Here is a 22,731-nt window from a genome sequence, read left to right as displayed (position 1 = left end):
TCACAGGAAAAGAGGGAAGAAAAGCCGCCGCCGGAACACGGCGGCGCGCTGACGGATTACCTGGAATCGACCAGCGGCGCGACCTGCACGTCGCCGCACTGGGCGCGGTGGCGCAAGGCATGGTCCATCAGCACCAGGGCCAGCATCGCCTCGGCGATGGGTGTGGCGCGGATGCCGACGCAAGGATCGTGGCGGCCGAAGGTTTCGACCGTGGCCGGGTTGCCCTGCTTGTCGATCGACTGGCGCGGGGTGCGGATGCTGGAAGTCGGCTTGATGGCGATCGACACGGTGATGTCCTGGCCGCTGGAAATGCCGCCCAGGATGCCGCCGGCGTTGTTGGTCAGGAAGCCGTGGCGGGTAATTTCATCGCCGTGCTGCGATCCCCGTTGCGCCACCGAGGCAAAACCGGCGCCGATTTCCACGCCCTTGACGGCGTTGATGCCCATCATGGCGTAGCCGATTTCGGCGTCCAGCTTGTCGTACAAAGGCTCGCCCAGGCCGACCGGCACCTTGGAAGCGACGATATCGATGCGCGCGCCGCAGGAATCGCCATCCTTGCGCAAGGCGTCCATATACGCCTCAAGTTCAGCGATCTGGCTGACGTTGGCGGCAAAAAACGGGTTGTTGGGGACATGGTCCCAGGACTCGAAAGCCACCGGGATTTCACCCAGCTGGCTCATGCAGCCCTTGAAGGTGGTCCCATACTGCTGCAGCAGCCACTTCTTGGCGATCGCCGCGGCGCCGACCATGGGCGCCGTCAGGCGCGCCGACGACCGGCCGCCGCCGCGCGGATCGCGGATGCCGTATTTCTGCCAGTAGGTGAAGTCGGCGTGGCCGGGACGGAAAGTATCGACGATATTGCCGTAATCCTTGCTGCGCTGGTCCTGGTTGCGGATCAGCAGCATGATCGGGGTGCCGGTGGTCTTGCCTTCGTAGACGCCGGACAGGATCTCGACCGTATCCGGCTCCTGGCGCTGCGTCACGTGGCGCGAAGTGCCGGGCTTGCGGCGGTCCAGGTCAGGCTGGATATCGGCTTCGGACAGCTCCAGGCCCGGCGGGCAGCCATCCACCACGCAGCCGATGGCCGGGCCGTGGGATTCGCCGAAATTGGTGACGCTAAACAGACTGCCGAAGGTATTGCCGGGCATGATGATCCAGATAAAAGGAGGCTGAAAGACATGATTTTACCAGCGCCGCCCCTCAGGGGCTACCCGGCTGGCAAAATCATTGCCTTTTCAATATCACCTGGTCAGGGCAGTTTCGCCAGCTGCAGCGTCAGCAGGTCGAAAAAGCCCTGGGCGTCGCCTTCCGTGATCCAGCGCGCATTCTCGGGACGCTTGGTCGAACGGTAATAGTCGACCACGGTGGCGCCGAACGTCAGCCCTTCCCGGGTATCGACCTCGACATTGGCCATCCGGCCCTTGAACAGCTCCGGCCGCAGCAGGTAGCCGATGGTGGTGGCGTCATGCACCGGGCCGCCCGGCAAGCCGTACTGCTTGATGTCGTGCTCGACATAGGCGTCGAGGATGTCGGCGGCGATCTTGCCGGCCTGGTTGCCGATCTTGCGCAGGCGGTCTATGCGCTCCGGGCTGGTCAGCATCTTGTGCGTCACGTCCAGCGGGATCACGGTGATCGGCAAGCCGCTTTTGAACACCACGTCGCTGGCGTGCGGATCGGCGAACACGTTGAATTCCGCCGCCGGCGTGATATTGCCGCCGTTGAAATGGGCGCCGCCCATCATCACGATTTCCTTGACGCCCTGCCTGATCCCGGGGTTTTCGATCAGCGCCATGGCCAGGTTGGTTTGCGGCCCGAGCGTCACGATCGTCATGCTTTGCGGTTGCGCGGCCAGCAGCGCATCGACCAGGTATTGCACCGCATTGCCTTTGGCCAGCGGCTGTTTCGGCTCGAACACCTTGACGCCGGTGACGCCTTCCGTGCCATGCACTTCGGCGGCATAGATCGGCGTCCTCAGCATCGGACGGGCGCAGCCGGCATATACCGGCACATCCGGGCGGTTGGTCCATTCGCGCACCATGCGTGCATTGCGCGAGGTGTAGTTCAGCTGCACGTTGCCGGCGACCGTGGTCAGCGCCCGCACGTCCAGCTTGTCGCGGGCCGACAAGGCCAGCAGCAAGGCGATCACGTCGTCGGCGCCGGGGTCGGTGTCGATGATCAACGGCACGGGACCAGCCGTCGCCGCCAGCGCCGAACCCATCGGCATGGCGCTTAGCAACAGGCCGCCGGTCAGCAGCCTGCTGCCCTGGGCCAGGAAATTACGGCGAGCCATGGCGGCATCCTCCAGTGAGTGTCTTGTCATTCTCGGTCCTTTCATCAAGCGTCCGTGACCAGGGTCCGCAGCCGCGGCTGCCGGACTTACAGCCAGGCGCCGCGCAGAGTCTGGACCTGCTGCTGCAGATATTCCGGGGTGGCCTGCTCCGGCGCGACCACATCGCCGACCGCCAGCTGCAAGGCCGACAACGGACCGCGCTTGAACGAGCGCTGGAAAGGATTGCCCGCACTCCGGGTCCACATGCTGCCCCACAAGCCGCTCAGGGCCATCGGGATCACCGGCACCGGCGTGCGCGCGACGATTTTACTGATGCCGCCGCGGAATTCGTTCATTTCGCCGGTGCTGGTCAGCTTGCCCTCGGGGAAAATGCAGACCAGGTCGCCGTCTTCCAGCGCTGCGGCGATCTGGTCGAAGGCGCGCTCCATCAGCTGCGGATTCTCCTTGGCCGGCGCAATCGGGATCGCCTTGGCGGTCTTGAACAGCCAGGCCAGCACCGGGATCTTGAAAATCCGGTGATCCATGACGAAGCGGATAGGCCGCGGGCTGGCCGCCATGATCACGATCGCATCGACATAGCTGACGTGGTTGCAGACCAGCACCGCGGCGCCCTCGTCCGGGATGCGGTCGCGGTTGACGGTATGCACGCGGTGGACGGTATGGATCAGTATCCAGGCCGCGAAACGCACCAGGTATTCCGGCACCACGGTGAAGATGTACAGCGCCACCAGTGCATTCAGGATCGCCGTCACCAGGAAAATCTGCGGGATGGTGAAGCCGGATTGCAGCAGCACCATCGCCACCAGCGCCGCCACCACCATGAACAAGGCGTTCATGATATTCATGCCGGCAATGGTGCGCGACAGGTGCCGGCGGTCGCAGCGGGTCTGGATCACAGCGAACAGCGGCACGATGTACAGGCCGCCGAACAGGCCGATCATCACGCAGTCGAACAGGATGCGCCAGCTGCCGTGCTGCTGCACGAAACCGGCCATGTCGACCGCCGTCGTGTTGGCATAGCCGACGCTGGCAAGGAACAGGTCGAGGCCGAACACCGACAGGCCGATCGCGCCAAACGGCACCAGGCCGATTTCCACCTTGTGGCCCGACAGGCGTTCGCACAGCAGCGAACCGGCGCCGACGCCGAGCGAGAACACCGTCAGCAGCAGCACAAAAACGCTATGGTCGCCGTGCAGGTAGTTTTTCGCGTACAAGGGAAACTGCGCCAGCATGATGGCGCCGTAGAACCAGAACCAGGAATTGGCCAGCATGGCCAGGAACACCGGCCGGTTCTTGCGGGAAAAGCCCAGGTTGCGCACGGTTTCGGTGATCGGATTCCAGTTGATCTTCAGCTCGGGTTCGGCGGCCGGCGTCAGCGGGATGCCGCGGCTGAACAGCCAGCCGATAACCGCGATCGCCACCGTGCCGCCCGCCACCAGCTCAATGCCCCACGGCTTGTGGACCACCAGCACCGCGCCCAGCACTTCGCCCAGCAGGATGCCGACGAAGGTTCCCATTTCGATGATGCCGTTGCCGCCGACCAGCTCATCCTGGCGCAGCTGCTGCGGCAGGTAGGCGTACTTGACCGGCCCGAAGATGGTCGAATGGATGCCCATGCCGACCACCGCCAGGACCAGCAGCCACAAGGTATGCGTCATCCAGCCGGCGGCGGCGACCGCCATGATGATGATTTCCAGCACCTTGACGTAGCGCGCCAGGCGCGATTTCTCGAACTTGTCGGCGAGCTGGCCGGCGGTCGCCGAAAACACCACGAACGGCAGGATGAACAGGCCCGGGATCAGGTTGTTGAGCAGGTTGACGTCCATGCTGGTCCAGCTCAGCGCTTCGTAGGTCAGGATCGTCAGCAAGGCGGTCTTGAACACGTTGTCGTTGAAGGCGCCGAAAAACTGGGTCCAGAAGAAAGGAGCGAAACGGCGCTGGCGCAGCAGGGAAAATTGACTGGATTTGGACATAGGTAAGCTAACGAGATGGATCCGTGTTATGGCAAGTGATTATTGTTTTAATATTTTTCGGGCAGCTTACACAAAAAAACCGCTTGCGGCATCATTCTGCCGCAAACGGTTCCTGGCAATCTATAACTAAATCCTATTCGTCGACGTTGGACGGCCAGTCGCGGATATACGCTTTCAGCATCTTGTTTTCAAAACCCTGGGCGTCCAGCACTGCTTTCGCCACGTCGTAGAACGACATCACGCCCAGCAAGGTGCGGGCATCCATGATCGGCACGTAACGCGCGTGGCGCTCCAGCATGATGCGGCGCACCTCGTTGACTTCGGTATCGGGCGTGACGGTGATCGGGCTGTCGTCCATGTGCTTGCGCACCGTGTTGCTGCCGACCGCGCCGCCGTTCTGGTGGATCGCATTCATCACTTCGCGGAAGGTCAGCATTCCCACCAGCGTCCCGAATTCCATCACCACCAGCGAACCGATATCTTTTTCCGCCATCGTGTTGACAGCCTCGATCAACGGCGTTTCCGGCGTCACGGTGTAAAGAATATTGCCTTTGACTTTGAGGATTTCAGAAACTTTCATGGGGCCATCCTGCCTTTGCTTGGGTTATGCTTGCTCGTATCTCATCTCTTGCATCGCTTGTATCCAGAATGTAGCTTAAGCGGAGCCAAAAATCTACCGCGCAGCGCAGCATGAATAGAGTGAGTTCTCATATTTCAAGAATCAAAGGAGACAGCCAGCACCATGAGCATCCCCCATTATCCCGGCTTCGACACCTTGTCGCTGCATGCCGGCAGCGTACCCGACCCCGCCACCGGCGCACGCGCCACGCCGATTTACCTGACCTCCGCGTTTGTCTTCAAGGATTCCGACCACGCCGCCTCGCTGTTCAACATGGAGCGCGCCGGCCACGTGTATTCGCGCATTTCCAATCCTACCAACGCGGTGCTGGAAGAACGCATCGCCGCGCTGGAAGGCGGCGTCGCCGGGATTGCCGTCGCCAGCGGCCAGGCCGCCATGCACCTGGGGCTGGCCACCATCGCCGGCGCCGGTTCGCATATCGTGGCGTCGCGCGCGCTGTACGGCGGTTCGCACAACTTGCTGTCGTACACCATGAAGCGCTTCGGCATCGAAACCACCTTCGTCGACCCGAGCGACCTCGACGCCTGGCGCGCCGCAATCCGGCCCAACACCAAAGCCCTGTTCGGCGAAACCCTCGGCAATCCAGGGCTGGATGTGCTGGACATCCCGCGCATCTCGGCCCTGGCCCACGAGCACTACCTGCCGCTGATGGTCGACGCCACGTTCACCACGCCGTACCTGCTGAAACCTTTCGAGCACGGCGCCGACCTGGTGTTCCATTCCGCCACCAAATTCCTGTGCGGCCACGGCACCGCGGTCGGCGGCCTGCTGGTGGACGGCGGCACTTTCGACTGGCAGCAGGCGTATGACAAAACCGGCCGCTTCGGCGAATTGTGCGAACCGTACGAGGGTTTCCACGGCATGGTGTTTTCCGAAGAATCGACGGTGGCGCCGTTTTCCTTGCGCGCGCGACGCGAAGGATTGCGCGATTTCGGCGCGGTGATGAGTCCGCACAATGCCTTCGCCATCCTGCAAGGGATAGAGACGCTGGCGCTGCGCATGGAAAAACATGTCGCCAACACCCGCAAGGTGGTCGAATTCCTGGCGGCGCATGCCGCGGTCGAATCGGTGGCGTACCCTGAACTGCCTTCGCATCCCGGCCACGCATTGAGCAAGACGCTGCTGCCCAAAGGCTGCGGCGCCGTATTCTCGTTCAACCTCAAGGGCGACCGCGCCGCCGGCCAGCGCATGGTGGAATCGCTCAAGATATTTTCCCACCTGGCCAATGTCGGCGACGCCAAGTCGCTAGTCATCCATCCGGCCTCGACCACCCATTTCCGGGTGCCGAGCGAGCAGCTGGCAGCCTCTGGCATCACCGAAGGCACGCTGCGGCTGTCGGTTGGCCTGGAAAATGTGGAAGACCTGATCGAAGACCTGGCTTACGGCCTGAAGATGTCGCAGCGCGCTGAGCGCAAGGGGAAATGAGATGCTGCTGAAAACACAGGGCGCAAATTGCGACAGCTATTGTTATACCGGCGGCAAAACCTTCAATCCGGAACTGCCGACCGCGGTATTCATCCACGGCGGCCAGAACGATCACTCGGTCTGGATCCTGCAAACCCGCTACTTCGCCCACCACGGTTTCGGCGTGCTGGCGCCGGACTTGCCGGGGCACGGCCGCAGCCAGGGGCCGGCCCTGGCCAGCATCGAGGAATTGTCGGACTGGCTGGATGCCTTGCTGGATGCCGCCGGCGTCGCCAAAGCCATCCTGATCGGCCACAGCATGGGTTCGCTGGTCGCACTGGAAAGCGCCGGCCGCGCCGCCGGTTCGACGCGTATCGCCGGCATCGCGCTGGTCGGCACCGCCTATCCGATGAAAGTCGCCGATGCGCTGCTCGACGCCGCCAACAATGCACAGCAAAGCGCGATCGACATGGTGAACATCTGGTCGCATTCGACCATCTCGCCCAAACCTTCGGCGCCGGGCCCGGGCTTCTACGTGCAAGGCGCCAGCCAGCGCCTGATGCAGCGCATCGCGCGGCAGTCGGACAGCAAGCCGACCGTGTTCTATACCGACTTCGCCGCCTGCAACAGCTATGCAAACGGCGAACAGGCGGCGCAGGCGGTGGCTTGCCCTACCCTGTTCCTGCTCGGCCAGCGCGACGTCATGACGCCGCCCAAGGCCGCCGCCGGCCTGGTTGCCGCGATCAAGCACGCCAAGGTGGTGCAGGTTGAAGCCAGCGGCCACGCCTTGATGGCGGAGCAGCCGGATGCGGTGCTGGACCATCTGTACAAGTTTGCAACTGAAGCGCTGCGCTCCAGGGCGGTTGCGCCTGCCGCCGCCGGGGATTAAGCTTAAAGGACAGCAACAGCAAGGAGACGCCATGCCTACCGTGCTTGAAAAGAAATACGAGACCTTCGCCGAGTTCTATCCGAGCTACCTGAGCCAGCACAGCAACCGCACCTGCCGCCAACTGCACTTCGTCGGCTCGACCCTGGCCTTGCTGGCGCTGGTCGCGCTGGTGCTGACCGGCGCCCTGTACTGGCTGCCGGTGGCGCTGGCGTGCGGCTACGGTTTTGCCTGGATCGGCCATTTCGCGTTCGAGAAAAACCGCCCCGCCACCTTCAGGCAGCCGCTTTATTCCCTGCTCGGCGACTGGGTCATGTACTGGCAGATGCTGACCGGCCAGGTTTCTTTTTAATTAACTATGTAAAAAACGGTTCACGGCAATGTGAACCGTTTGTCCCTTAGAATAACGTCTACTTTACATTTAGACATGGCGGCAACCGTCGACCGGAAGCCCGGTGCGGCTGGCCGCCAGTTAGGAAACGGGAAATTCATGCACACAAGGGATGCCGCGCTGACGCAGAAGGAACCGGGCCAGGCCGCGGGGCAGGACACGCCCGCCGCCACGGCAAAACGGCCATTGTTCCTGATGAACTATACAAGGCCGACCTATAACGGCACGGTGCAGGTCAGCTATTTCTGGACCCCGGGATTACTGCGCGGCGGCGGCCTCAAGTTCCGGATGTACTAGTCCTTCGGCAAAATACGCTGCCAGCGTCTGTTCCAGGCCGCGTTCGATAGCCGCTTCCACCTGCCACGCCAGCGCCTCGTCAGCCACCTTGCCCGCCACCAGGTTGCACACGAACAGACGATAGATGTCGCTCAGTTTCAGCCGTTCCGGATTGGCCAGCAAAATCCAGCCGTCGACGCTGATGCGCGCTTTGCGCCCCCACTGTGTCCTGACCAGCTTGTCGGCCTGCACCGAACCGACCCAGCCGATCTCCTGCATTTGTTGCAACAAGCTTTCCGATTCGTCAAAACCGAGCCTGGTTGCGCGCCGTATCTGGTCCGCATCCACCGCGGCCGAACTGGCCCCGGTCCTGGCCTGGTGCAGCACACCCAACACCGCCATCGCATCGACAAAAGCGCTGCCCGGAGCCGGCACATGCCACCAGCGTTCGTATTTCACCACCGGCAAGGCGGCCACCAGCAAGGCGCCGACCAGCGTGATCATCCACAGCATGTAGATCCACAGCAGGAAAATCGGCAAGGCCGCCAGCGCACCGTAGACCATGGTGTAGGTCGGGAACTTGATCACGTAGGCGGCAAAAAAGCGTTTGGCGATTTCAAACACGATGCCCGCCAGCAGGCCGCCCCAGACGGCGTCGCGCCAATCCACCCGCTGGTTCGGCACCGCCACGTACAGCAGGGTGAAGGCGCCGGTAGTCAGCGCAACCGACAGCAGCGTATAGAACCATCTGCCGGCCCAGCTCACCACCAGGCCGTTGGCGGCATCCGACAAATAGGAAGTGACGGTGATCGAGATGCCGATCAGCAAAGGTCCCAGCGTAATGATGGCCCAGTACACCAGCACCCGGTGGATCCACGGCCGCTGCTTCTTGACGCGCCAGATGCGGTTGAACACATGGTCCACCGTCGACATCGTCAGCACGGACGTGACGATCAGCGCCACCCCGCCGACTGCCGACAGGCGCGCCGACTTGGTGGCGAACTGGTTGAGGTAATCGAGGATGACGTTGGCGACGCCCCTGGGCATCAGGTTTTGCACAAAGTAGTGTTCCAGCGAAGCGCGGAAGGTGCTGAACAGCGGGAATACGGTGAAAATCGCCAAGGCGATAGTCAGCATCGGCACCAGCGCCAGGATGGTGGTGAAGGTCAGGCTGCCGGCCACTTGCGGCAAGCGTTCTTCATCCAGGCGGCGCGCCGCAAAACGAAACAGATCGCGCAGTTGCGGCCAGGACAGGCCGCGCAGCCTGGAAAATTTCAATGACTTCATGCTTTCCCTGATTTTGCCTTCCGGAGCGGGTGATTAAAGGCGCGTTTTGCACCATGAACCAGCGCTAAAGCGCCCTATAATACCAAAATGAGCTCATCCAATATTACTGTTAACACACCACTCCTGGTCCTGTACTACTCGCGCCATGGGTCGACGCGCAAGCTGGCCGAACTGATCGGCCAGGGCATCGACTCCGTCGCCGGCTGCGAAGCGCGCTTGCGCACGGTGCCGGCGGTATCGACCGTGGTCGAAGCCAGCGCGCCGGATATCCCGGCCGAAGGCGCGCCTTACGTCGAACTGGCCGACCTGCAGGAATGCTCCGGCCTGGCGCTGGGATCGCCGACCCGCTTCGGCAACATGGCAGCGGCCATGAAATATTTCTGGGACGGCACCAGCACCGACTGGCTGGCCGGCACCCTGGCCGGCAAGCCGGCTTGCGTATTCACCTCTACCGGCAGCCTGCACGGCGGCCAGGAATCGACCCTGATGTCGATGATGACGCCTTTATTGCACCATGGCATGCTGGTGATGGGCTTACCCTACACGTTGCCGGAACTGATGACAACCGCCAGCGGCGGCACGCCGTATGGCGCCAGCCACTGGTCCGGCATGAACGGCACGCATCCGATTTCGGCCGAGAGCCGCACCTTGGCGATCGCCCAAGGCCGGCGGCTGGCGGAAACCGCCTTGAAGTTGAAAACAAGACTCGACATCGCGGGGACATGATGACCACCAAACTGAAACCGGGCGTATCGACCCATCCGCTGCCGCATGCGGCGCGCCAGCCGCGCTTCTTCTATTTCGGCGCGGTCGGCAGCCTGCTCGGCCTGATCGCGCTGGGCCTGGCCTGGGAACTGGCGCTGGCGCCGCTGCGCCCGGGCGGCTCCTGGATGGTGCTGAAGGTGCTGCCGCTGCTGTTCCCGTTGCGCGGCGTGCTCAAGCGCGACGTGTATACGATGCAGTGGGCGTCCATGCTGATCCTGCTCTATTTCACGGAAGGCATCGTGCGCGCCACCAGCGACAGCAGTTTCCTGTCCAGCAGGCTGGGCTGGGTGGAAGTTGCGCTCAGCGTCATCTTTTTCTTTTGCACTATCCTTTATCTGCGGCCTTATAAAAAGGCGGCCAAGGAAGTAGCTAAGCAGGCTATCAAGAAGGCGTCGCAGTAGCATCGCAACAATGCAACGGTATGTACTCCGTGGGCCGTTAAATGGGGTCAGAGTAATTTTCGCAAAGGGCGCGAAAAAAAACTCTGACCCCATTTAACTATTTTTGTCGAAACCTGGACATGAAAAATACTGAATTCCTTGATGCTTGCCGCAGCGCTATCGGCGTTGCCCATGTGCTGACCGATGACGCCGACAAAGCCGGTTACCTGACTGACCAGCGCCAGCGCTTTACCGGCGCGGCGTTGGCTGTCGTCAAACCGGCTGACACCGACGAAGTGGCTGCCGTCGTGAAACTCTGCGCGCAATTCCAGGTTCCGATCGTGCCCCAGGGCGGCAACACCGGCCTGGTGCTGGGCAGCGTGCCCGACCAGAGCGGCCAGGCCATCGTGCTGTCGCTCAAGCGCCTGAACCGCATCCGCGCGGTCGATGCCGTCAACCACACCATCACCGTCGAAGCCGGCTGCATCCTGCAGCACATCCAGGAAGCCGCCGCCGCCGGACAAAGCCTGTTTCCGCTGTCGCTAGCGGCCGAAGGCAGCTGCACCATCGGCGGCAACCTGTCGACCAACGCCGGCGGCACCGCGGTGCTCCGCTACGGCAACACACGCGAACTCTGCCTCGGGCTGGAAGTCGTGACCGCCCAGGGCGACATCCTGCACGGACTGCGCGGCCTGCGCAAAGACAATACCGGCTACGATTTGCGCGACCTGTTCATCGGCGCTGAAGGTACGCTGGGCATCATTACAGCTGCCGTGCTGAAGCTATTCCCGCAGCCCAAAGCCCAGCTCACCGCGCTGGCGGCAGTACAGACGCCGGCTGCCGCGCTGCGCCTGCTGAGCCTGGCGCAAGGCCGCTGCGGCGCCACCCTGACCGGCTTCGAACTGATGTCCGACCTGTGCCTGCAGCTGGTGGCCAAGCACTTCCCGCAACTGCAGTTCCCTTTCAGCCAGCGCCATCCGCATTATGTGCTGCTGGAGCTGTCCGACAGCGAATCCGCGGACCATGCCAGCGCTTTGCTGGAAGCCGTCATCGGCGATGCGCTGGAACAGGACACCTGCCAGGATGCGGTGCTGGCCAGCTCGAGCACCCAGTCGCGCGCCCTGTGGCAGCTGCGCGAAAGCATCTCCTCGGCGCAAGCCATGGAAGGCAAGAACATCAAGCACGACATCTCGCTGCCGATTTCCCGCATCGCCGAATTCATCAGCGTCACCGACGCCCTGCTGCAACAGCATTTCCCCGGTTGCCGCAATGTCACCTTCGGCCACCTGGGCGACGGCAACCTGCACTACAACGTCTCGCCGCCGATCGGCTTCTCTGCCGAACAGTTCATAGAACGGCAGGCCGACATCAACCGCGTCGTGCACGACAGCGTCGACCGCATGCAGGGCTCGATCTCGGCCGAGCACGGCCTGGGCGCCCTCAAGCGCGAAGAAATCCTGCGCTACAAATCTCCGGTGGAAATTGCGCTGATGAAAACCATCAAACAGGCGCTGGATCCCCTGGGCCTGATGAATCCGGGCAAAGTCGTTTAGCGCAAGAAGCGGATTCCCGGCCAATGTTGCCGCCTTACAATCTGTTACACCGGTCTTGTATGCGCATGCCGCCGGCGGCGCGTTAATCGGGGGTGTAAGCCGAAAAACTACATAAGGTGGAACATGCCGACCCTTCCTCGTTACCTGTCGACCGCATTGCTGCTGGGTTCGCTGGCCGCGCTCAATGCCGGCGCCCAGACCGCCCAGCCGCCCCTGAACGATTCGGAAAAAGCGCTGCATGTGCTGAACCGGCTGGCCTACGGTCCGCGTCCCGGCGACGTCGACGCCGTCAGGCGCCTCGGCGTCAAGCGCTACATCGAGCAGCAGCTCAATCCCGACAGCCTGCCGCTGCCGCCCGAGCTGGCAGGCAAGCTGTCCTCCTTGACGACTTATCAACTAAGCGCAACCCAGCTCTACCAGCAGTACGGTCCACCCTCCTTCCCCCCCAATACCGCCACTCCCGAAGAAAAGAACATGGCGCGCCAGCGCGCCAACAAGGACATCACGCCGCAGACCCATTTTTCCCGGCTGTGGCTGGCCACCGAGAGCCCGCGCCAGCTGCAGGAAGTGATGACCGAATTCTGGTTCAACCATTTCAACGTCTTCGAGGGCAAGGAATGGGTGCGCTACTGGAACGGCGAATATGAAAAAGACGTGCTGCGGCCCAACGCGCTCGGCAATTTCCGCCAGCTGCTGGGCGCGGTGGCCCATCATCCGGCCATGCTGTATTACCTCGACAACTGGCTCAGCAGCGGCGTCAACACGCCAGAAGCCAAAGGCCGCTTCAAAGGACTCAACGAAAATTACGGCCGCGAGCTGCTGGAACTGCACACCATGGGCGTCGACAGCGGCTATACCCAGGCCGACGTGATTTCCCTGGCGCGCATCCTCAGCGGCTGGACCATCGATGAAAAAGGCATGAAGGATGGCCAGCCGGCTTTCAGCTTCAACCCGCGCCGCCACGATGCCGGCGACAAGGTTTTCCTCGGCCAGACCATCAAGGGCAGCGGCTACCAGGAAGGCGAACAGGCGCTCGATATCCTGGCGCGCCATCCGGCCACGGCCCACTTCGTGGCGACCAAGCTGGTCCAGTATTTCGTTTCCGACAAACCCGAACCGGCGCTGACGGAAAAACTGGCGCGCCGCTTCCTGAGCAGCAACGGCGACATCAAGGCGGTGCTCCATGCCTTGTTCGAGAGCCCCGAATTCTGGGACCGCGGCAATTACCAGGCCCAGTTCAAGACGCCCTATCAATACGTAGTATCGTCGCTGCGCGCAACCGCGACGCCGGTGCTCAATGTCAGGCCGATCGACGGCGTGCTCAACCAGCTGGGCCAGCCGCTGTACGGCTGGCTGACGCCGGAGGGCTACAAGTTTTCGGAAGAAGCCTGGCTCAACCCTGACGCCCTGCTCCGCCGCATCAATTTCGTCAACGGCCTCAGCAACGGCAAATCGCCGATCGCCCGCAGCGACCCGCCGCCCGCTACGCCCGGATCGCCGCCGGTGGCTGCTGCACCGAATACCGCCGTCCCCATCGATCCGCAACAACTGCTGCAAACCCTGGCGCCGGCGCTGACGCCGCACAGCCTCGGCACCATCGGCGCCGCGCCTGCCAACCTGCAGGTCGGCCTGATACTCGGCAGTCCTGATTTCATGAAAAGATAATCCACGGGAGCCATGCCATGAAGCGTCGTGATTTCATCCGCCAGCTGGGCTTGACCGCCGGCGGCGCCATCCTGATCCCGGTCGGCCTGTCCGGCTGCGTGGTGGCGCCTGCCAGCAAGCCGCAGGCCAAGGCAAAACCTGTCCCGGCAGCCCCGGTCGCCATGGTGGACAGCCCGCTGTCGTACGGCAATCCCTTGCAGCGTCCGCATGCCGCAGGCGACGGCACGCCGCGCATGATCGTGGTATTCCTGCGCGGCGCCGTGGACGGCTTGAATGTCGTGGTGCCGCATGGCGACCACAATTACTACAAGGCGCGGCCAGGCATAGCGGTATCGCGCCCCGGTACCCAGAACGGCGCGATCGACCTGACCGGCTACTTCGGCCTGCACCCGGCGCTGCAAGCGCTGCAGCCGTACTGGGACGATGGCCGGCTGGCGTTCGTGCACGCCTCAGGTTCGCCGGACATGTCGCGCTCGCATTTCGAAGCACAGGATTACATGGAGACCGGCACGCCGGGCCAGCACAACACCCGCGACGGCTGGATGAACCGCATGCTGGGCGTGATGCCCGCATCGTCGTCGCCTATGCAAGCCCTGACGCTGGGTGAATCGGTGCCGCGCATCCTGACCGGACGCGCGGTAGTCGCCAACATGCCGACCGGGCGCGACGCTACCCGGCCGACCCTGATCGACCGCGCCGATGTCAGCCAGGCGTACGCCGAGCTTTATGCGCAAGACGCCGTGCTTGGCAAAAGCTACCGCGACGGCATTTCGGCGCGCAAGGAACTGATGGCCGACGCCAGCAGCTCCGAACAAAAGATGGCGAACAACGGCGCACCCTTGCCGAACGGCCTGTCGATCGACACCGCTCGCCTGGGACGGCTGATGCGCAGCAATCCCGACATCCGGCTCGGTTTCGTCGCCGTCGGCGGCTGGGACACCCATACCAACCAGGGCAACGGCAACGGCCAGCTGGCCAACCGCCTGCGGCCGCTGGCCGACGGCTTGACCACGCTGGCGCGCGAGCTGGGACCGGCGTTCAACGATACGGTGATTGTGGTGATGTCGGAATTCGGCCGCACCTTCCGCGAAAACGGCAACGGCGGCACCGACCACGGCCACGGCAACGTCATGTGGCTGCTGGGCGGCAACGTCCGCGGCCGCACCATCCACGGCGCATGGCCGGGCATCGACGACAAGTCGCTCAACGAAGGGCGCGACCTGGCCATCACCACCGATTTCCGCTCGGTGCTGGCGACGCTGGCGGAAAAACACATGCGGATCGGCGACCCGGCCATGCAGAAACTGTTTCCGCAATATGGCGCCGGCAATCCGCATGCCCTGAACCTGCTGGTGTAACCTAGGGCCTGTTCACACTTGATTTGGGAGTGCGAACAGGCCCTAGCTCAGGTATCGCAGATACTGCAGCTATGTCCTTTGCAATTGTGCAGCACGCTGCTCCTGCCGGCGCGCGCTTGCGTGCCGGGACCGGCGGCGCCGCGGCCGGCCAGCTGTTCGGCGCCATTGCGCGCCTGCCAGCGTTCCGCCACGCGCAGCTTGACGTGGCCGCCGGTAAATAAAGGAACGGCAAGGGTCGCCTCGGCGCAGTAGGGACAGGCCAACGGTTTTTCCAGTGCTTGCAGCGGCAACAGCTTTTCAAAAATGCCATCGCAATGGCTGCAGCGGATGTCGTACAGCGGCATCGTTTTATCCTTTGCTTGAATTGGACGGGGCACCAGGCAGGGCCAGGCCCTGCCGCCGCCGGAACTAAGGTTTCCTGCCCCAGTGCGCGTTATCGTTCAGCATCCCCTTGGGCGTGATGTCCTGGTCGAAAATCGAGGTCGGCAAGGACACCGTGCACGCGCAGTTCGGAATATCGACAATGCCGCCGATGCGCCCTTCCACCGGCGCCGCGGTCAGCAGCATGTAGGCCTGGCTGCCGGTATAGCCGAAGTGGGTCAGGTAATCGATGGCTTTCAGGCAGGCCTGGCGGTAAGCCACGGTAGCGTCCAGGTAATAGTTGACGCCGTTCTCGACGCTGATGCCTTCAAAGGTCAGCCATTGCTCGTAATGCGGCTTGACGATGCTGGGCATGAAGATCGGCGAACTGATGTTGTATTTCGCCATGCCGCCCTTGATCAGGTCGAAACCGACGTGGCTGACGCCGTCCATTTCGATGGCGCCGCAAAAGCCGATTTCGCCGTCGCCCTGGGAAAAATGCAGGTCGCCCATGGAAAAGCCGGCGCCCTTCACATACACCGGGAAAAAAATCCGGGTGCCAGCGGACAGGTCCTTGATATCGGTGTTGCCGCCGTGTTCGCGCGGCGGCACGGTGCGCGCCGCTTCCTTCGCCATGCTGTCGAACTTGGCCCCGCTCAGGCCGCGCAGCACCGCCGTGCTCGGATCGGGCGGCTTGGCCAGTCCTTTGGCCGCCAGCGGCGCCTCGCGCCGGTTCCACTCCGCCAGCAAGTCGTGCGACGGCAGGCAACCCATCAGGCCCGGATGGGTCAGGCCGGCGATGCGCACGCCGGGAATATGGCGCGAGGTAGCGTACAAGCCTTTCAAGTCCCAGATCGCCTTGTCGGCATCGGGAAACGTATCGGCCAGGAAACCGCCGCCGTTCTCCTTCGAAAACACGCCGGAAAAACCGACCGGCGTCACCGGCTTGATGTCGAGCAGGTCGATCACCAGCAGGTCGCCCGGTTCCGCGCCTTCCACATGGAACGGCCCGGTCAGCGGATGGGCGCGGGTCAGGTCGACGTTCCTGACATCGGAAACGTCATCGTTGTCCTGGATTTGCGCATCCAGGAAATCCAGCGATTCGATCAGGATCGCCTCGCCCGGCTTGACCGACGACAGGAACGGCAGGTCCGGATGCCAGCGGTTATGTCCCAGCTCGGCTTGCTGCGCCAGCGGCACACCGGGTTTGATCTTGAAATGTTGCATGCGACTCTCCTCTTGGGTGGCTCAATCAGGGTGGTTCATTCAGAAGGAATGCCGGGCATCGGACATTCCGGGGCGCCGGCCGTGCTGCGCGTCAGCGCTTCTACCTGGCGCCGCGCCTGCTGCGGATCGTTGACCCAGGTCTTGTAAAAATCGAAGGGGCAGTCGGCCACGCCGGCGGCACTTTCGCCGGAATTGATCTTGCCGGTATACCCGCGGTGCAGCAGCTTGTAGAGATGGTTCTGCGATTGCCAGTTGCGGCGCGCGTCGCGGATCATGCCGAGCGACAGCTCGGCATACTGGATGCCCATTTCCTCGGTTCCGCATTCGCCCAGGGTGCGGCCGTCGAAACCGACGATGGCCGAGTGGCCGAAATAGGAATACACGCCGTCGAAGCCGCTGGCGTTGGCCACCGCCACATAGACGTTGTTCATCCACGCCATCGCCTTCGATACCAGCACCTGCTGCTCCTTGGCCGGGTACATGTAGCCCTGGCAGCGCACGATCAGCTCGGCGCCTTTCATCGCGCAGTCGCGCCAGATTTCCGGGTAGTTGCCGTCGTCGCAGATGATCAGGCTGATCTTCAAGCCTTTCGGGCCGTCCGAGACATAGGTAGCATCGCCCGGATACCAGCCTTCGATCGGCGTCCACGGCATGATCTTGCGGTATTTCTGGACGATCTCGCCTTGGTTGTTCATCAGGATCAACGTGTTGTAAGGCACCTTGTGCGGATGTTCTTCGTGCCGCTCGCCGGTCAGCGAGAACACGCCCCAGACATTGGCCTGGCGGCAGGCCTCGGCGAAAACCGCGGTTTCTTCGCCGGGGATGGCGGCGGCGGTATCGAACATCTCTTCGCGGTCGTACATGATGCCGTGGGTCGAATACTCCGGGAAAACCACCAGGTCCAGTCCCGGCAAGCCCTGCTTCATCCCCACCACCATCGCCGCGATGTTGCGGACGTTGGCCATCACTTCCGCCTTGTTGTGCAGGCGTGGCATCTTGTAGTTGACGACCGCAACCCCGACTGCATCCTTGCTGCTGGAAATATCTCCGTGCCTCATGTATCGCTCCTGTAGTCTGGCTGAATCGAATAAGCTGCCCGCTATACGGACAGGTAACGGCTGATGGTTGCGGCGTCGACCTTGTCGCTGGTGTCTTCGTAGACGAAACGGCCCTTGTCGATCACCAGGAAACGGTCGGCGATTTCCAGCGTAAAGCTGAGCACCTGTTCCGAGACGATGATGGTCAGCTGCCGGATCTTGCGGATCTCTTTCAGGCTGCGCGCGATGTCCTTGATGATCGACGGCTGGATGCCTTCGGTCGGCTCGTCCAGCAGCAGCACCTTGGGGTTGGTGGCCAGCGCGCGCGCAATCGCCAGCTGCTGCTGCTGGCCGCCGGACAGGTTGCCGCCCTTGCGGCCGCGCATTTCGTGCAGCACCGGAAACAAGGCGTACAGCTCGTCCGGCACCTTGCCGAGCGCGCCGGCTGGCAAGCCGGTCTGGATGTTTTCCAGCACGGTCATGCCGGGGAAGATCATCCTTCCCTGCGGCACATAGGCAACGCCGCTGGCGACCCGCTGGTAGCTTTCGAGATGGCCCAGCTCCTGGCCGTCGATCTGGATGCTGCCCTCGCGCAGCGGCAGTATTCCCATCAAGGTCTTGAACAAGGTGGTTTTGCCCATGCCGTTGCGGCCCATGACGGCGACGATTTCCTGTTTGCCGACGGCCAGGCTGACATCGTGGATGACCTGGCTCTGGCCATAGCCCGAGGCAAGATGCGAAACATTGAACATAAGCGCTCCGAATGGATTAATGACCCAGGTAGACTTCGATCACCTTGGGATTGGCTTGCACCGATTCCATGCTGCCTTCGGCCAGTATCTTTCCCTGGTGCAGCACGGTGACCTTGTGGGCGATGCTTTTGACAAACTCCATGTCATGCTCGATCACCAGCACCGAACGGCCCTTGCTGATGCGTCCCAGCAGCTCGGCGGTTTTCTCGCGTTCGGAAACGCTCATGCCGGCCACCGGCTCGTCCAGCATCAGCAGCTCCGGCTCCTGCATCAGCAGCATGCCGATCTCCAGCCACTGCTTCTGGCCGTGCGACAGCAGGTCGGCTTGCTGGTACAGCTGCGCATCGAGGAAAATTTCCCTGGCCACCGCTTCGACCCGCTCCACCACTTCCGCCGTGCGCTTGAACACCAGCGCGCCGAACACCTTGCGGCCGCGCGGAAACGACATTTCCAGGTTCTCGAACACGCTCAGGTTTTCGTAGATGGACGGCGTCTGGAACTTGCGGCCGACCCCGGCCTGGACAATTTCGTGCTCGCGCATCTTGGTCAGCTCGCGGTTCTTGAACTGGATGCTGCCGGCGGTGGCCTGGGTCTTGCCGCAAATCAGGTCTAGCACCGTGGTCTTGCCGGCGCCGTTGGGGCCGATCACCACCCGCACTTCATTGCGTTCGACGTAGAAATTCAAGCCGTCCACCGCCTTGAAGCCATCGAAAGACACAGTCAGGTCTTCGATCGCCAGCACTGGCCGGTCGCTCGATTCGAAACCGATAGGATTGCCGCTCATTTCGATGCCTCCAGGCTGCCGTGCGGCAGTTCGATATTCGTCTCGGCCGCCGCCACTGTCGCAGGCGGTTTGGCGCCGGCCGGCGGCGCAGCGTTGCGCACCGGGCCGCGCTTGCGCCCGGCCAGTTTCGACAGCAACAGCTTGCCGTGGCTCTGGTACAGGCCGGCCAGGCCGTTCGGGAAATACATGACCACCGCGATGAACAGGCCGCCCATCAGGAACAGCCAGAGTTCAGGAAACGATTCGGAAAAATAGGTCTTGCCGAAATTCACCAGCAAGGTGCCGTACACCGCGCCCAGCAGGGACATGCGGCCGCCGACCGCGGCATAGATCACCATTTCGATGGAGGGCACGATGCCGACGAACGACGGCGACATGAAGCCGACCTGCAAGGTGAACATGGCGCCGCCGATCGCCGAAAACACGGCGGCGACGCAGAACACGAAGACCTTGAAGCTGGCGACGTCGTAGCCGGAGAAACGCACCCGCTCCTCCTTGTCGCGCATCGCCACCAGCAAGCGTCCCAGTTTCGAGCCGAGGATGAAGCGCCCGGCCAGGATGCAGCCGATCAGCAGGCCGGCGTTGACGAAATACAGGACCAGTTTGGCCGAATCGGTGCGGATGTCCCAGCCCATCAGGGTTTTCAGGTCGGTGATGCCGTTGACGCCGCCGGTCAGCCCTTGCTGGCCGATGATCAGGATCGACAGGATGGCGGCAATCGCCTGGGTGACGATGGAAAAATACACGTCGCCGACGCGCCGCTTGAACATCGCCGCGCCGATCACCAGCGCCAGCACGGTCGGCACCAGCAGCACCGCCAGCAGGGTAAATCCGAAAGAATGGAACGGCTGCCACAGCAGCGGCAATTCGGTGATCTGGTTCCAGTCCATGAAATCGGGAATGCCGGGGGTCGACTGGATCTTGGTGCTGACCGGATCGGATGCCTCCAGCTTGAGGAACATCGCCATGCAATAACCGCCCAGGCCGAAGAACACGCCTTGCCCGAGGCTGAGGATGCCGCCGTAACCCCAGCACAGCACCAGGCCGACGGCGACAAAGGCGTATGCCAGGTATTTGCCGACCAGGTTCAGGCGGAAGATATCGAAAGCCAGCGGAAACACCACCAGCAGCAGGCCGGCCAGGATCAGCAGGCCGAGCAGGCCAGACTTTCCGCCCAGGATTTTTTCGTATGCAGCATTCATGAAGCGCCTTTCGATGGCAGCGGTTATTTACGGATCTTTGCGGCAAACAAGCCTTGCGGCCGCATCAGCAAAATCAGGATCACCGCCGACAGCGTCAGCACCTTGGCCATCGATCCGGTCAGGAAGAATTCCGCCGTGGACTGGGTCTGGGCGATGGAGAACGCCGAGGCGATGGTGCCCAGCAAGCTTTGCGCGCCGCCGAACACCACCACCAGGAAGGTATCGACGATATACAGCGAGCCGCTGGTCGGTCCGGTGGAGCCGATGGTGGTGAACGCCGCCCCGGCGATGCCGGCAACGCCGCAGCCGAGTGCAAAGGTGCTGCGGTCGACCTTGCGGGTATTGATGCCGACCGCACCGCTCATCAGGCGGTTCTGCATGGTGGCGCGCACCTGCAAGCCCCAGCGCGAGCGGAACAGCAGCAGGAAAATGACGCCGGTCAGCACCGCCGTCAGCCCCATCATGAACAGGCCGTTGATGGGAATGTCGATGCTGTCGGTAGGCTTGAACGAACCCATCAGCCAGTCCGGCAAGGTGGCGCTGACTTCCTTGGCGCCGAAGATCGAGCGGAATGTCTGCTGCATGGCCAGGCTCAGGCCCCAGGTGGCCAGCAAGGTATCCAGCGGCCGCTTGTAGAGGCGGCTGATCATCAGCCACTCGGTGATATAGCCGACGATGTAGGCCGTCACGAAAGACAGCGCGATCGCGGCAAAGAAATAATAAGGCTGCAGGCTGGGCGCATACAGCGTGGTCAGCTTGGACAGCAGGTAGGTAATGTAGGCGCCGATGGTGAGGAACTCGCCATGCGCCATGTTGATCACGCCCATCTGGCCGAAGATGATGGCCAGGCCCAGCGCCATCAGCAGCAGGACGCAGAAGACCGACAGGCCGTTGAAGCCCTGCATGGCGAAAATGGCGCCGAATTCGGAGAGTGAAGGCACGGTGGCTCCTTGCAATGTTGCAGCTGGTTTGCTGGGCTGAACGGTCCGGCACAGGGGCTGCCGGACCGTGGCTGAAAAACTTACTGGTAACCCTTGGGGAAAGGATTCGGTTCGATCAGGTCGGATTCATAGATCACCTTGAACTGGCCGTCTTTCTGCGCTTCGCCGATGCGGGTCTTGCTCCACAAGTGATGATTGGCGTGGACCTTGACGTAACCTTCCGGCGCGCTCTTCAATTCAAACCCAGGCGATGCCGCTACCACCTTGTCGACATCGAAACTGCCTGCCTTCTCGACTGCGGCCTTCCACAGCCATGGCCCCAGGTAAGCTGCCTGGGTAACGTCGCCGATGACCGCATTGGGGCCGAACTTGGCCTTGAATTCGGCCACGAATTTCTTGTTGTTCGGATTGTCCAGGCTCTGGAAATATTTCATCGACGAATAGAAGCCTTCAACGTTCTCGCCGCCGATGCCCAGCATTTCATCTTCCGTCACCGAGATCGTCAGCAGGTTCTGGGTCTTGGCGGTGACGCCGGCGGCCTTGAGCTGCTTATAGAAAGCGACATTGCTGCCGCCCACCACATCGGCGAAAATCACGTCCGGCTTTTTCAGCTTGATCTTGTTGATCAGGGAGCCGAACTGGGTATTGCCGAGCGGGTAGTACTCTTCGCCGACCACCGAACCTTTCAAGACATTCTCGATGTGCTTGCGGGCGATCTTGTTGGAGGTGCGCGGCCAGATGTAATCGGAACCGACCAGGAAAAAGGTCTTGGCTTTCTTTTCCTTGGCGACCCAGTTGAGTCCGGCCAGCACTTGCTGGGTGGCTTCCTGGCCGGTGTAGAAAACGTTCTTGGACTGCTCCAGGCCTTCATAGAAGGTCGGGTAATACAGCAAGCCGTTATCTTTCTCGAACACCGGCAGCACCGCCTTGCGCGAAGCCGAGGTCCAGCAGCCGAACACCGCGGCGACGTGATCGCTCTCCAGCAGTTTCCTGGCTTTTTCGGCAAACGTCGGCCAATCGCTGGCGCCGTCTTCCTGGATGATCTTGATCTTGCGTCCGAGGATGCCGCCCATCGAATTGATCTGGTCGATCGCCAGCCGCTCGGCCTGGATCGAACCGGTTTCGCTGATCGCCATGGTGCCGGTGGCCGAGTGCAGCTGGCCGACGGTGACTTCGGTATCGGTGACGGCCAGCTTGGTGGTATTGATTTTCGCGGTGGCCGGCGACTGGGCGAAACCCATGGCCGGCAAAGCCAGCGCGGCGCTGGCGGCCAGGCCCAGCAGCACCTTGCGGCGCTGGAACGATGGCTTATCGGATACAGAACGATGCGACATGCAGTACTCCTTTCGGGGCGGTTATGTGACGAACGAAAACGAGGGATAAGGTCAACGTCCAGGACCTCGCAGCCCGGTAAAACCGGCGTCTGGATCTGTGCGCTCCGGGAAGCAGATTAGGATTCGCGGTGCGGTGCAGCAATACGTCGTTTGACGTAAGCCCTGCGGCAGGCGACCGGGCGGCGGCGCGCACGGCCTTGCAGCGCCGGCGCATCAGCTTGGTGCG

The 22,731-nt window shown here is 62.4% G+C and carries 22 protein-coding genes; 9 read left to right on the top strand and 13 right to left on the bottom strand.

The genetic code is table 11. The features are described from left to right. Positions 1-56: 56 nt before the first annotated feature. The 4 genes from aroC to AC07RZ_RS06415 form a co-directional block, all read right to left on the bottom strand. Positions 57-1,148 (bottom strand): chorismate synthase, encoded by a 1,092-nt coding sequence (gene aroC / locus AC07RZ_RS06430; RefSeq protein WP_092392859.1) that lies wholly within the window; start codon positions 1,146-1,148, stop codon positions 57-59. A gap of 101 nt (positions 1,149-1,249) precedes the next feature. Then, positions 1,250-2,320, bottom strand: a complete 1,071-nt coding sequence (locus tag AC07RZ_RS06425) for a nucleoside hydrolase (RefSeq protein ID WP_494667327.1) — start codon at positions 2,318-2,320, stop codon at positions 1,250-1,252. 56 nt (positions 2,321-2,376) lie between these two features. After that, positions 2,377-4,263, bottom strand: a complete 1,887-nt coding sequence (locus AC07RZ_RS06420) for an MFS transporter (protein WP_494667326.1) — start codon at positions 4,261-4,263, stop codon at positions 2,377-2,379. 133 nt (positions 4,264-4,396) lie between these two features. Then, positions 4,397-4,843 carry a CBS domain-containing protein gene (locus tag AC07RZ_RS06415; protein ID WP_144738590.1) on the bottom strand — a complete coding sequence of 149 codons (447 nt, stop codon included), beginning with the start codon at positions 4,841-4,843 and terminating at the stop codon, positions 4,397-4,399. Between the two features lie 162 nt (positions 4,844-5,005). Between AC07RZ_RS06415 and AC07RZ_RS06410 the strand changes: the two genes are divergently transcribed. The 4 genes from AC07RZ_RS06410 (at position 5,006) to AC07RZ_RS06395 (ending at position 7,881) form a co-directional block, all read left to right on the top strand. Then, the gene (locus AC07RZ_RS06410) at positions 5,006-6,328 is read left to right on the top strand and encodes an O-acetylhomoserine aminocarboxypropyltransferase (protein ID WP_092392851.1); all 1,323 of its coding nucleotides are present in this window, start codon (positions 5,006-5,008) and stop codon (positions 6,326-6,328) included. A gap of 1 nt (position 6,329) precedes the next feature. Continuing rightward, complete coding sequence (locus tag AC07RZ_RS06405) at positions 6,330-7,196, top strand: alpha/beta fold hydrolase (protein ID WP_144738591.1); 867 nt, start codon at positions 6,330-6,332, stop codon at positions 7,194-7,196. A gap of 31 nt (positions 7,197-7,227) precedes the next feature. Beyond that, entirely contained in the window at positions 7,228-7,545 is a 318-nt protein-coding gene (locus tag AC07RZ_RS06400) for a DUF962 domain-containing protein (protein ID WP_144738592.1), read from the top strand. Between the two features lie 138 nt (positions 7,546-7,683). Continuing rightward, positions 7,684-7,881 (top strand): hypothetical protein, encoded by a 198-nt coding sequence (locus tag AC07RZ_RS06395; protein ID WP_494667325.1) that lies wholly within the window; start codon positions 7,684-7,686, stop codon positions 7,879-7,881. Here the strand turns inward: AC07RZ_RS06395 and AC07RZ_RS06390 are convergent. Beyond that, a complete protein-coding gene (locus AC07RZ_RS06390) occupies positions 7,843-9,147 on the bottom strand; it encodes a YihY family inner membrane protein (protein WP_494667324.1) in 1,305 nt (434 codons plus the stop codon). The genes AC07RZ_RS06395 and AC07RZ_RS06390 overlap by 39 nt on opposite strands. A gap of 87 nt (positions 9,148-9,234) precedes the next feature. Between AC07RZ_RS06390 and wrbA the strand changes: the two genes are divergently transcribed. The 5 genes from wrbA to AC07RZ_RS06365 all read left to right on the top strand — a co-directional run bounded on the left by wrbA (position 9,235) and on the right by AC07RZ_RS06365 (position 14,868). Then, a complete protein-coding gene (gene wrbA / locus AC07RZ_RS06385; RefSeq protein ID WP_144738594.1) occupies positions 9,235-9,873 on the top strand; it encodes an NAD(P)H:quinone oxidoreductase in 639 nt (212 codons plus the stop codon). Beyond that, positions 9,870-10,313, top strand: a complete 444-nt coding sequence (locus tag AC07RZ_RS06380) for a DUF2069 domain-containing protein (protein WP_254784880.1) — start codon at positions 9,870-9,872, stop codon at positions 10,311-10,313. The genes wrbA and AC07RZ_RS06380 overlap by 4 nt, the downstream gene beginning before the upstream one ends. Positions 10,314-10,432: 119 nt before the next feature. Continuing rightward, a complete protein-coding gene (locus AC07RZ_RS06375; RefSeq protein ID WP_494667323.1) occupies positions 10,433-11,845 on the top strand; it encodes an FAD-binding oxidoreductase in 1,413 nt (470 codons plus the stop codon). Positions 11,846-11,968: 123 nt separating this feature from the next. Further along, positions 11,969-13,510 (top strand): DUF1800 domain-containing protein, encoded by a 1,542-nt coding sequence (locus AC07RZ_RS06370; RefSeq protein WP_494667322.1) that lies wholly within the window; start codon positions 11,969-11,971, stop codon positions 13,508-13,510. A 17-nt stretch (positions 13,511-13,527) separates the two neighbouring features. Beyond that, the gene (locus AC07RZ_RS06365) at positions 13,528-14,868 is read left to right on the top strand and encodes a DUF1501 domain-containing protein (protein ID WP_494667321.1); all 1,341 of its coding nucleotides are present in this window, start codon (positions 13,528-13,530) and stop codon (positions 14,866-14,868) included. A gap of 47 nt (positions 14,869-14,915) precedes the next feature. Here AC07RZ_RS06365 and AC07RZ_RS06360 read toward each other — a convergent pair whose 3' ends face one another. The 8 genes from AC07RZ_RS06360 to urtA all read right to left on the bottom strand — a co-directional run bounded on the left by AC07RZ_RS06360 (position 14,916) and on the right by urtA (position 22,505). After that, complete coding sequence (locus AC07RZ_RS06360; RefSeq protein WP_144738597.1) at positions 14,916-15,212, bottom strand: FmdB family zinc ribbon protein; 297 nt, start codon at positions 15,210-15,212, stop codon at positions 14,916-14,918. 64 nt (positions 15,213-15,276) lie between these two features. Beyond that, entirely contained in the window at positions 15,277-16,455 is a 1,179-nt protein-coding gene (gene fmdA / locus AC07RZ_RS06355; RefSeq protein WP_342830339.1) for a formamidase, read from the bottom strand. Between the two features lie 35 nt (positions 16,456-16,490). After that, positions 16,491-17,513 (bottom strand): aliphatic amidase, encoded by a 1,023-nt coding sequence (locus AC07RZ_RS06350; protein WP_144738598.1) that lies wholly within the window; start codon positions 17,511-17,513, stop codon positions 16,491-16,493. A gap of 41 nt (positions 17,514-17,554) precedes the next feature. Then, on the bottom strand, positions 17,555-18,244 hold the full coding sequence (gene urtE, locus AC07RZ_RS06345) for an urea ABC transporter ATP-binding subunit UrtE (protein ID WP_144738599.1): 690 nt from the start codon (positions 18,242-18,244) through the stop codon (positions 17,555-17,557). A gap of 16 nt (positions 18,245-18,260) precedes the next feature. Next, positions 18,261-19,028: an urea ABC transporter ATP-binding protein UrtD gene (urtD, locus tag AC07RZ_RS06340; RefSeq protein WP_061540912.1), complete on the bottom strand. Its 768-nt coding sequence runs from the start codon at positions 19,026-19,028 to the stop codon at positions 18,261-18,263. Then, on the bottom strand, positions 19,025-20,230 hold the full coding sequence (gene urtC / locus AC07RZ_RS06335; RefSeq protein ID WP_494667320.1) for an urea ABC transporter permease subunit UrtC: 1,206 nt from the start codon (positions 20,228-20,230) through the stop codon (positions 19,025-19,027). Before urtC ends, urtD begins: the two co-directional genes overlap by 4 nt. A 23-nt stretch (positions 20,231-20,253) precedes the next feature. Continuing rightward, the gene (urtB, locus tag AC07RZ_RS06330; RefSeq protein ID WP_144738601.1) at positions 20,254-21,171 is read right to left on the bottom strand and encodes an urea ABC transporter permease subunit UrtB; all 918 of its coding nucleotides are present in this window, start codon (positions 21,169-21,171) and stop codon (positions 20,254-20,256) included. Between the two features lie 80 nt (positions 21,172-21,251). Beyond that, on the bottom strand, positions 21,252-22,505 hold the full coding sequence (urtA, locus tag AC07RZ_RS06325; protein ID WP_092392827.1) for an urea ABC transporter substrate-binding protein: 1,254 nt from the start codon (positions 22,503-22,505) through the stop codon (positions 21,252-21,254). Between the last annotated feature and the right edge of the window lie 226 nt (positions 22,506-22,731).

The sequence above is a fragment of the Collimonas sp. GW821-FHT07E08 genome (assembly GCF_059418905.1).
Note: the sequence above shows the minus strand (reverse complement) of the source record. Positions and strands in the feature narration are given on the sequence as shown.

Excerpts from the sequence above, each read along its gene's own strand:
- AC07RZ_RS06350 (WP_144738598.1), bottom strand. The coding sequence starts at position 17,513 with ATGAGGCACGGAGATATTTCCAGCAGCAAGGATGCAGTCGGGGTTGCG.
- AC07RZ_RS06405 (WP_144738591.1), top strand. The coding sequence starts at position 6,330 with ATGCTGCTGAAAACACAGGGCGCAAATTGCGACAGCTATTGTTATACC.
- AC07RZ_RS06415 (WP_144738590.1), bottom strand. The coding sequence starts at position 4,843 with ATGAAAGTTTCTGAAATCCTCAAAGTCAAAGGCAATATTCTTTACACC.
- AC07RZ_RS06375 (WP_494667323.1), top strand. The coding sequence starts at position 10,433 with ATGAAAAATACTGAATTCCTTGATGCTTGCCGCAGCGCTATCGGCGTT.
- wrbA (WP_144738594.1), top strand. The coding sequence starts at position 9,235 with ATGAGCTCATCCAATATTACTGTTAACACACCACTCCTGGTCCTGTAC.
- urtA (WP_092392827.1), bottom strand. The coding sequence starts at position 22,505 with ATGTCGCATCGTTCTGTATCCGATAAGCCATCGTTCCAGCGCCGCAAG.
- AC07RZ_RS06390 (WP_494667324.1), bottom strand. The coding sequence starts at position 9,147 with ATGAAGTCATTGAAATTTTCCAGGCTGCGCGGCCTGTCCTGGCCGCAA.
- urtE (WP_144738599.1), bottom strand. The coding sequence starts at position 18,244 with ATGTTCAATGTTTCGCATCTTGCCTCGGGCTATGGCCAGAGCCAGGTC.
- AC07RZ_RS06425 (WP_494667327.1), bottom strand. The coding sequence starts at position 2,320 with ATGACAAGACACTCACTGGAGGATGCCGCCATGGCTCGCCGTAATTTC.
- AC07RZ_RS06420 (WP_494667326.1), bottom strand. The coding sequence starts at position 4,263 with ATGTCCAAATCCAGTCAATTTTCCCTGCTGCGCCAGCGCCGTTTCGCT.
- urtD (WP_061540912.1), bottom strand. The coding sequence starts at position 19,028 with ATGAGCGGCAATCCTATCGGTTTCGAATCGAGCGACCGGCCAGTGCTG.
- AC07RZ_RS06380 (WP_254784880.1), top strand. The coding sequence starts at position 9,870 with ATGATGACCACCAAACTGAAACCGGGCGTATCGACCCATCCGCTGCCG.
- AC07RZ_RS06360 (WP_144738597.1), bottom strand. The coding sequence starts at position 15,212 with ATGCCGCTGTACGACATCCGCTGCAGCCATTGCGATGGCATTTTTGAA.
- AC07RZ_RS06410 (WP_092392851.1), top strand. The coding sequence starts at position 5,006 with ATGAGCATCCCCCATTATCCCGGCTTCGACACCTTGTCGCTGCATGCC.
- AC07RZ_RS06365 (WP_494667321.1), top strand. The coding sequence starts at position 13,528 with ATGAAGCGTCGTGATTTCATCCGCCAGCTGGGCTTGACCGCCGGCGGC.
- AC07RZ_RS06395 (WP_494667325.1), top strand. The coding sequence starts at position 7,684 with ATGCACACAAGGGATGCCGCGCTGACGCAGAAGGAACCGGGCCAGGCC.
- AC07RZ_RS06370 (WP_494667322.1), top strand. The coding sequence starts at position 11,969 with ATGCCGACCCTTCCTCGTTACCTGTCGACCGCATTGCTGCTGGGTTCG.
- urtC (WP_494667320.1), bottom strand. The coding sequence starts at position 20,230 with ATGAATGCTGCATACGAAAAAATCCTGGGCGGAAAGTCTGGCCTGCTC.
- fmdA (WP_342830339.1), bottom strand. The coding sequence starts at position 16,455 with ATGCAACATTTCAAGATCAAACCCGGTGTGCCGCTGGCGCAGCAAGCC.
- AC07RZ_RS06400 (WP_144738592.1), top strand. The coding sequence starts at position 7,228 with ATGCCTACCGTGCTTGAAAAGAAATACGAGACCTTCGCCGAGTTCTAT.
- aroC (WP_092392859.1), bottom strand. The coding sequence starts at position 1,148 with ATGCCCGGCAATACCTTCGGCAGTCTGTTTAGCGTCACCAATTTCGGC.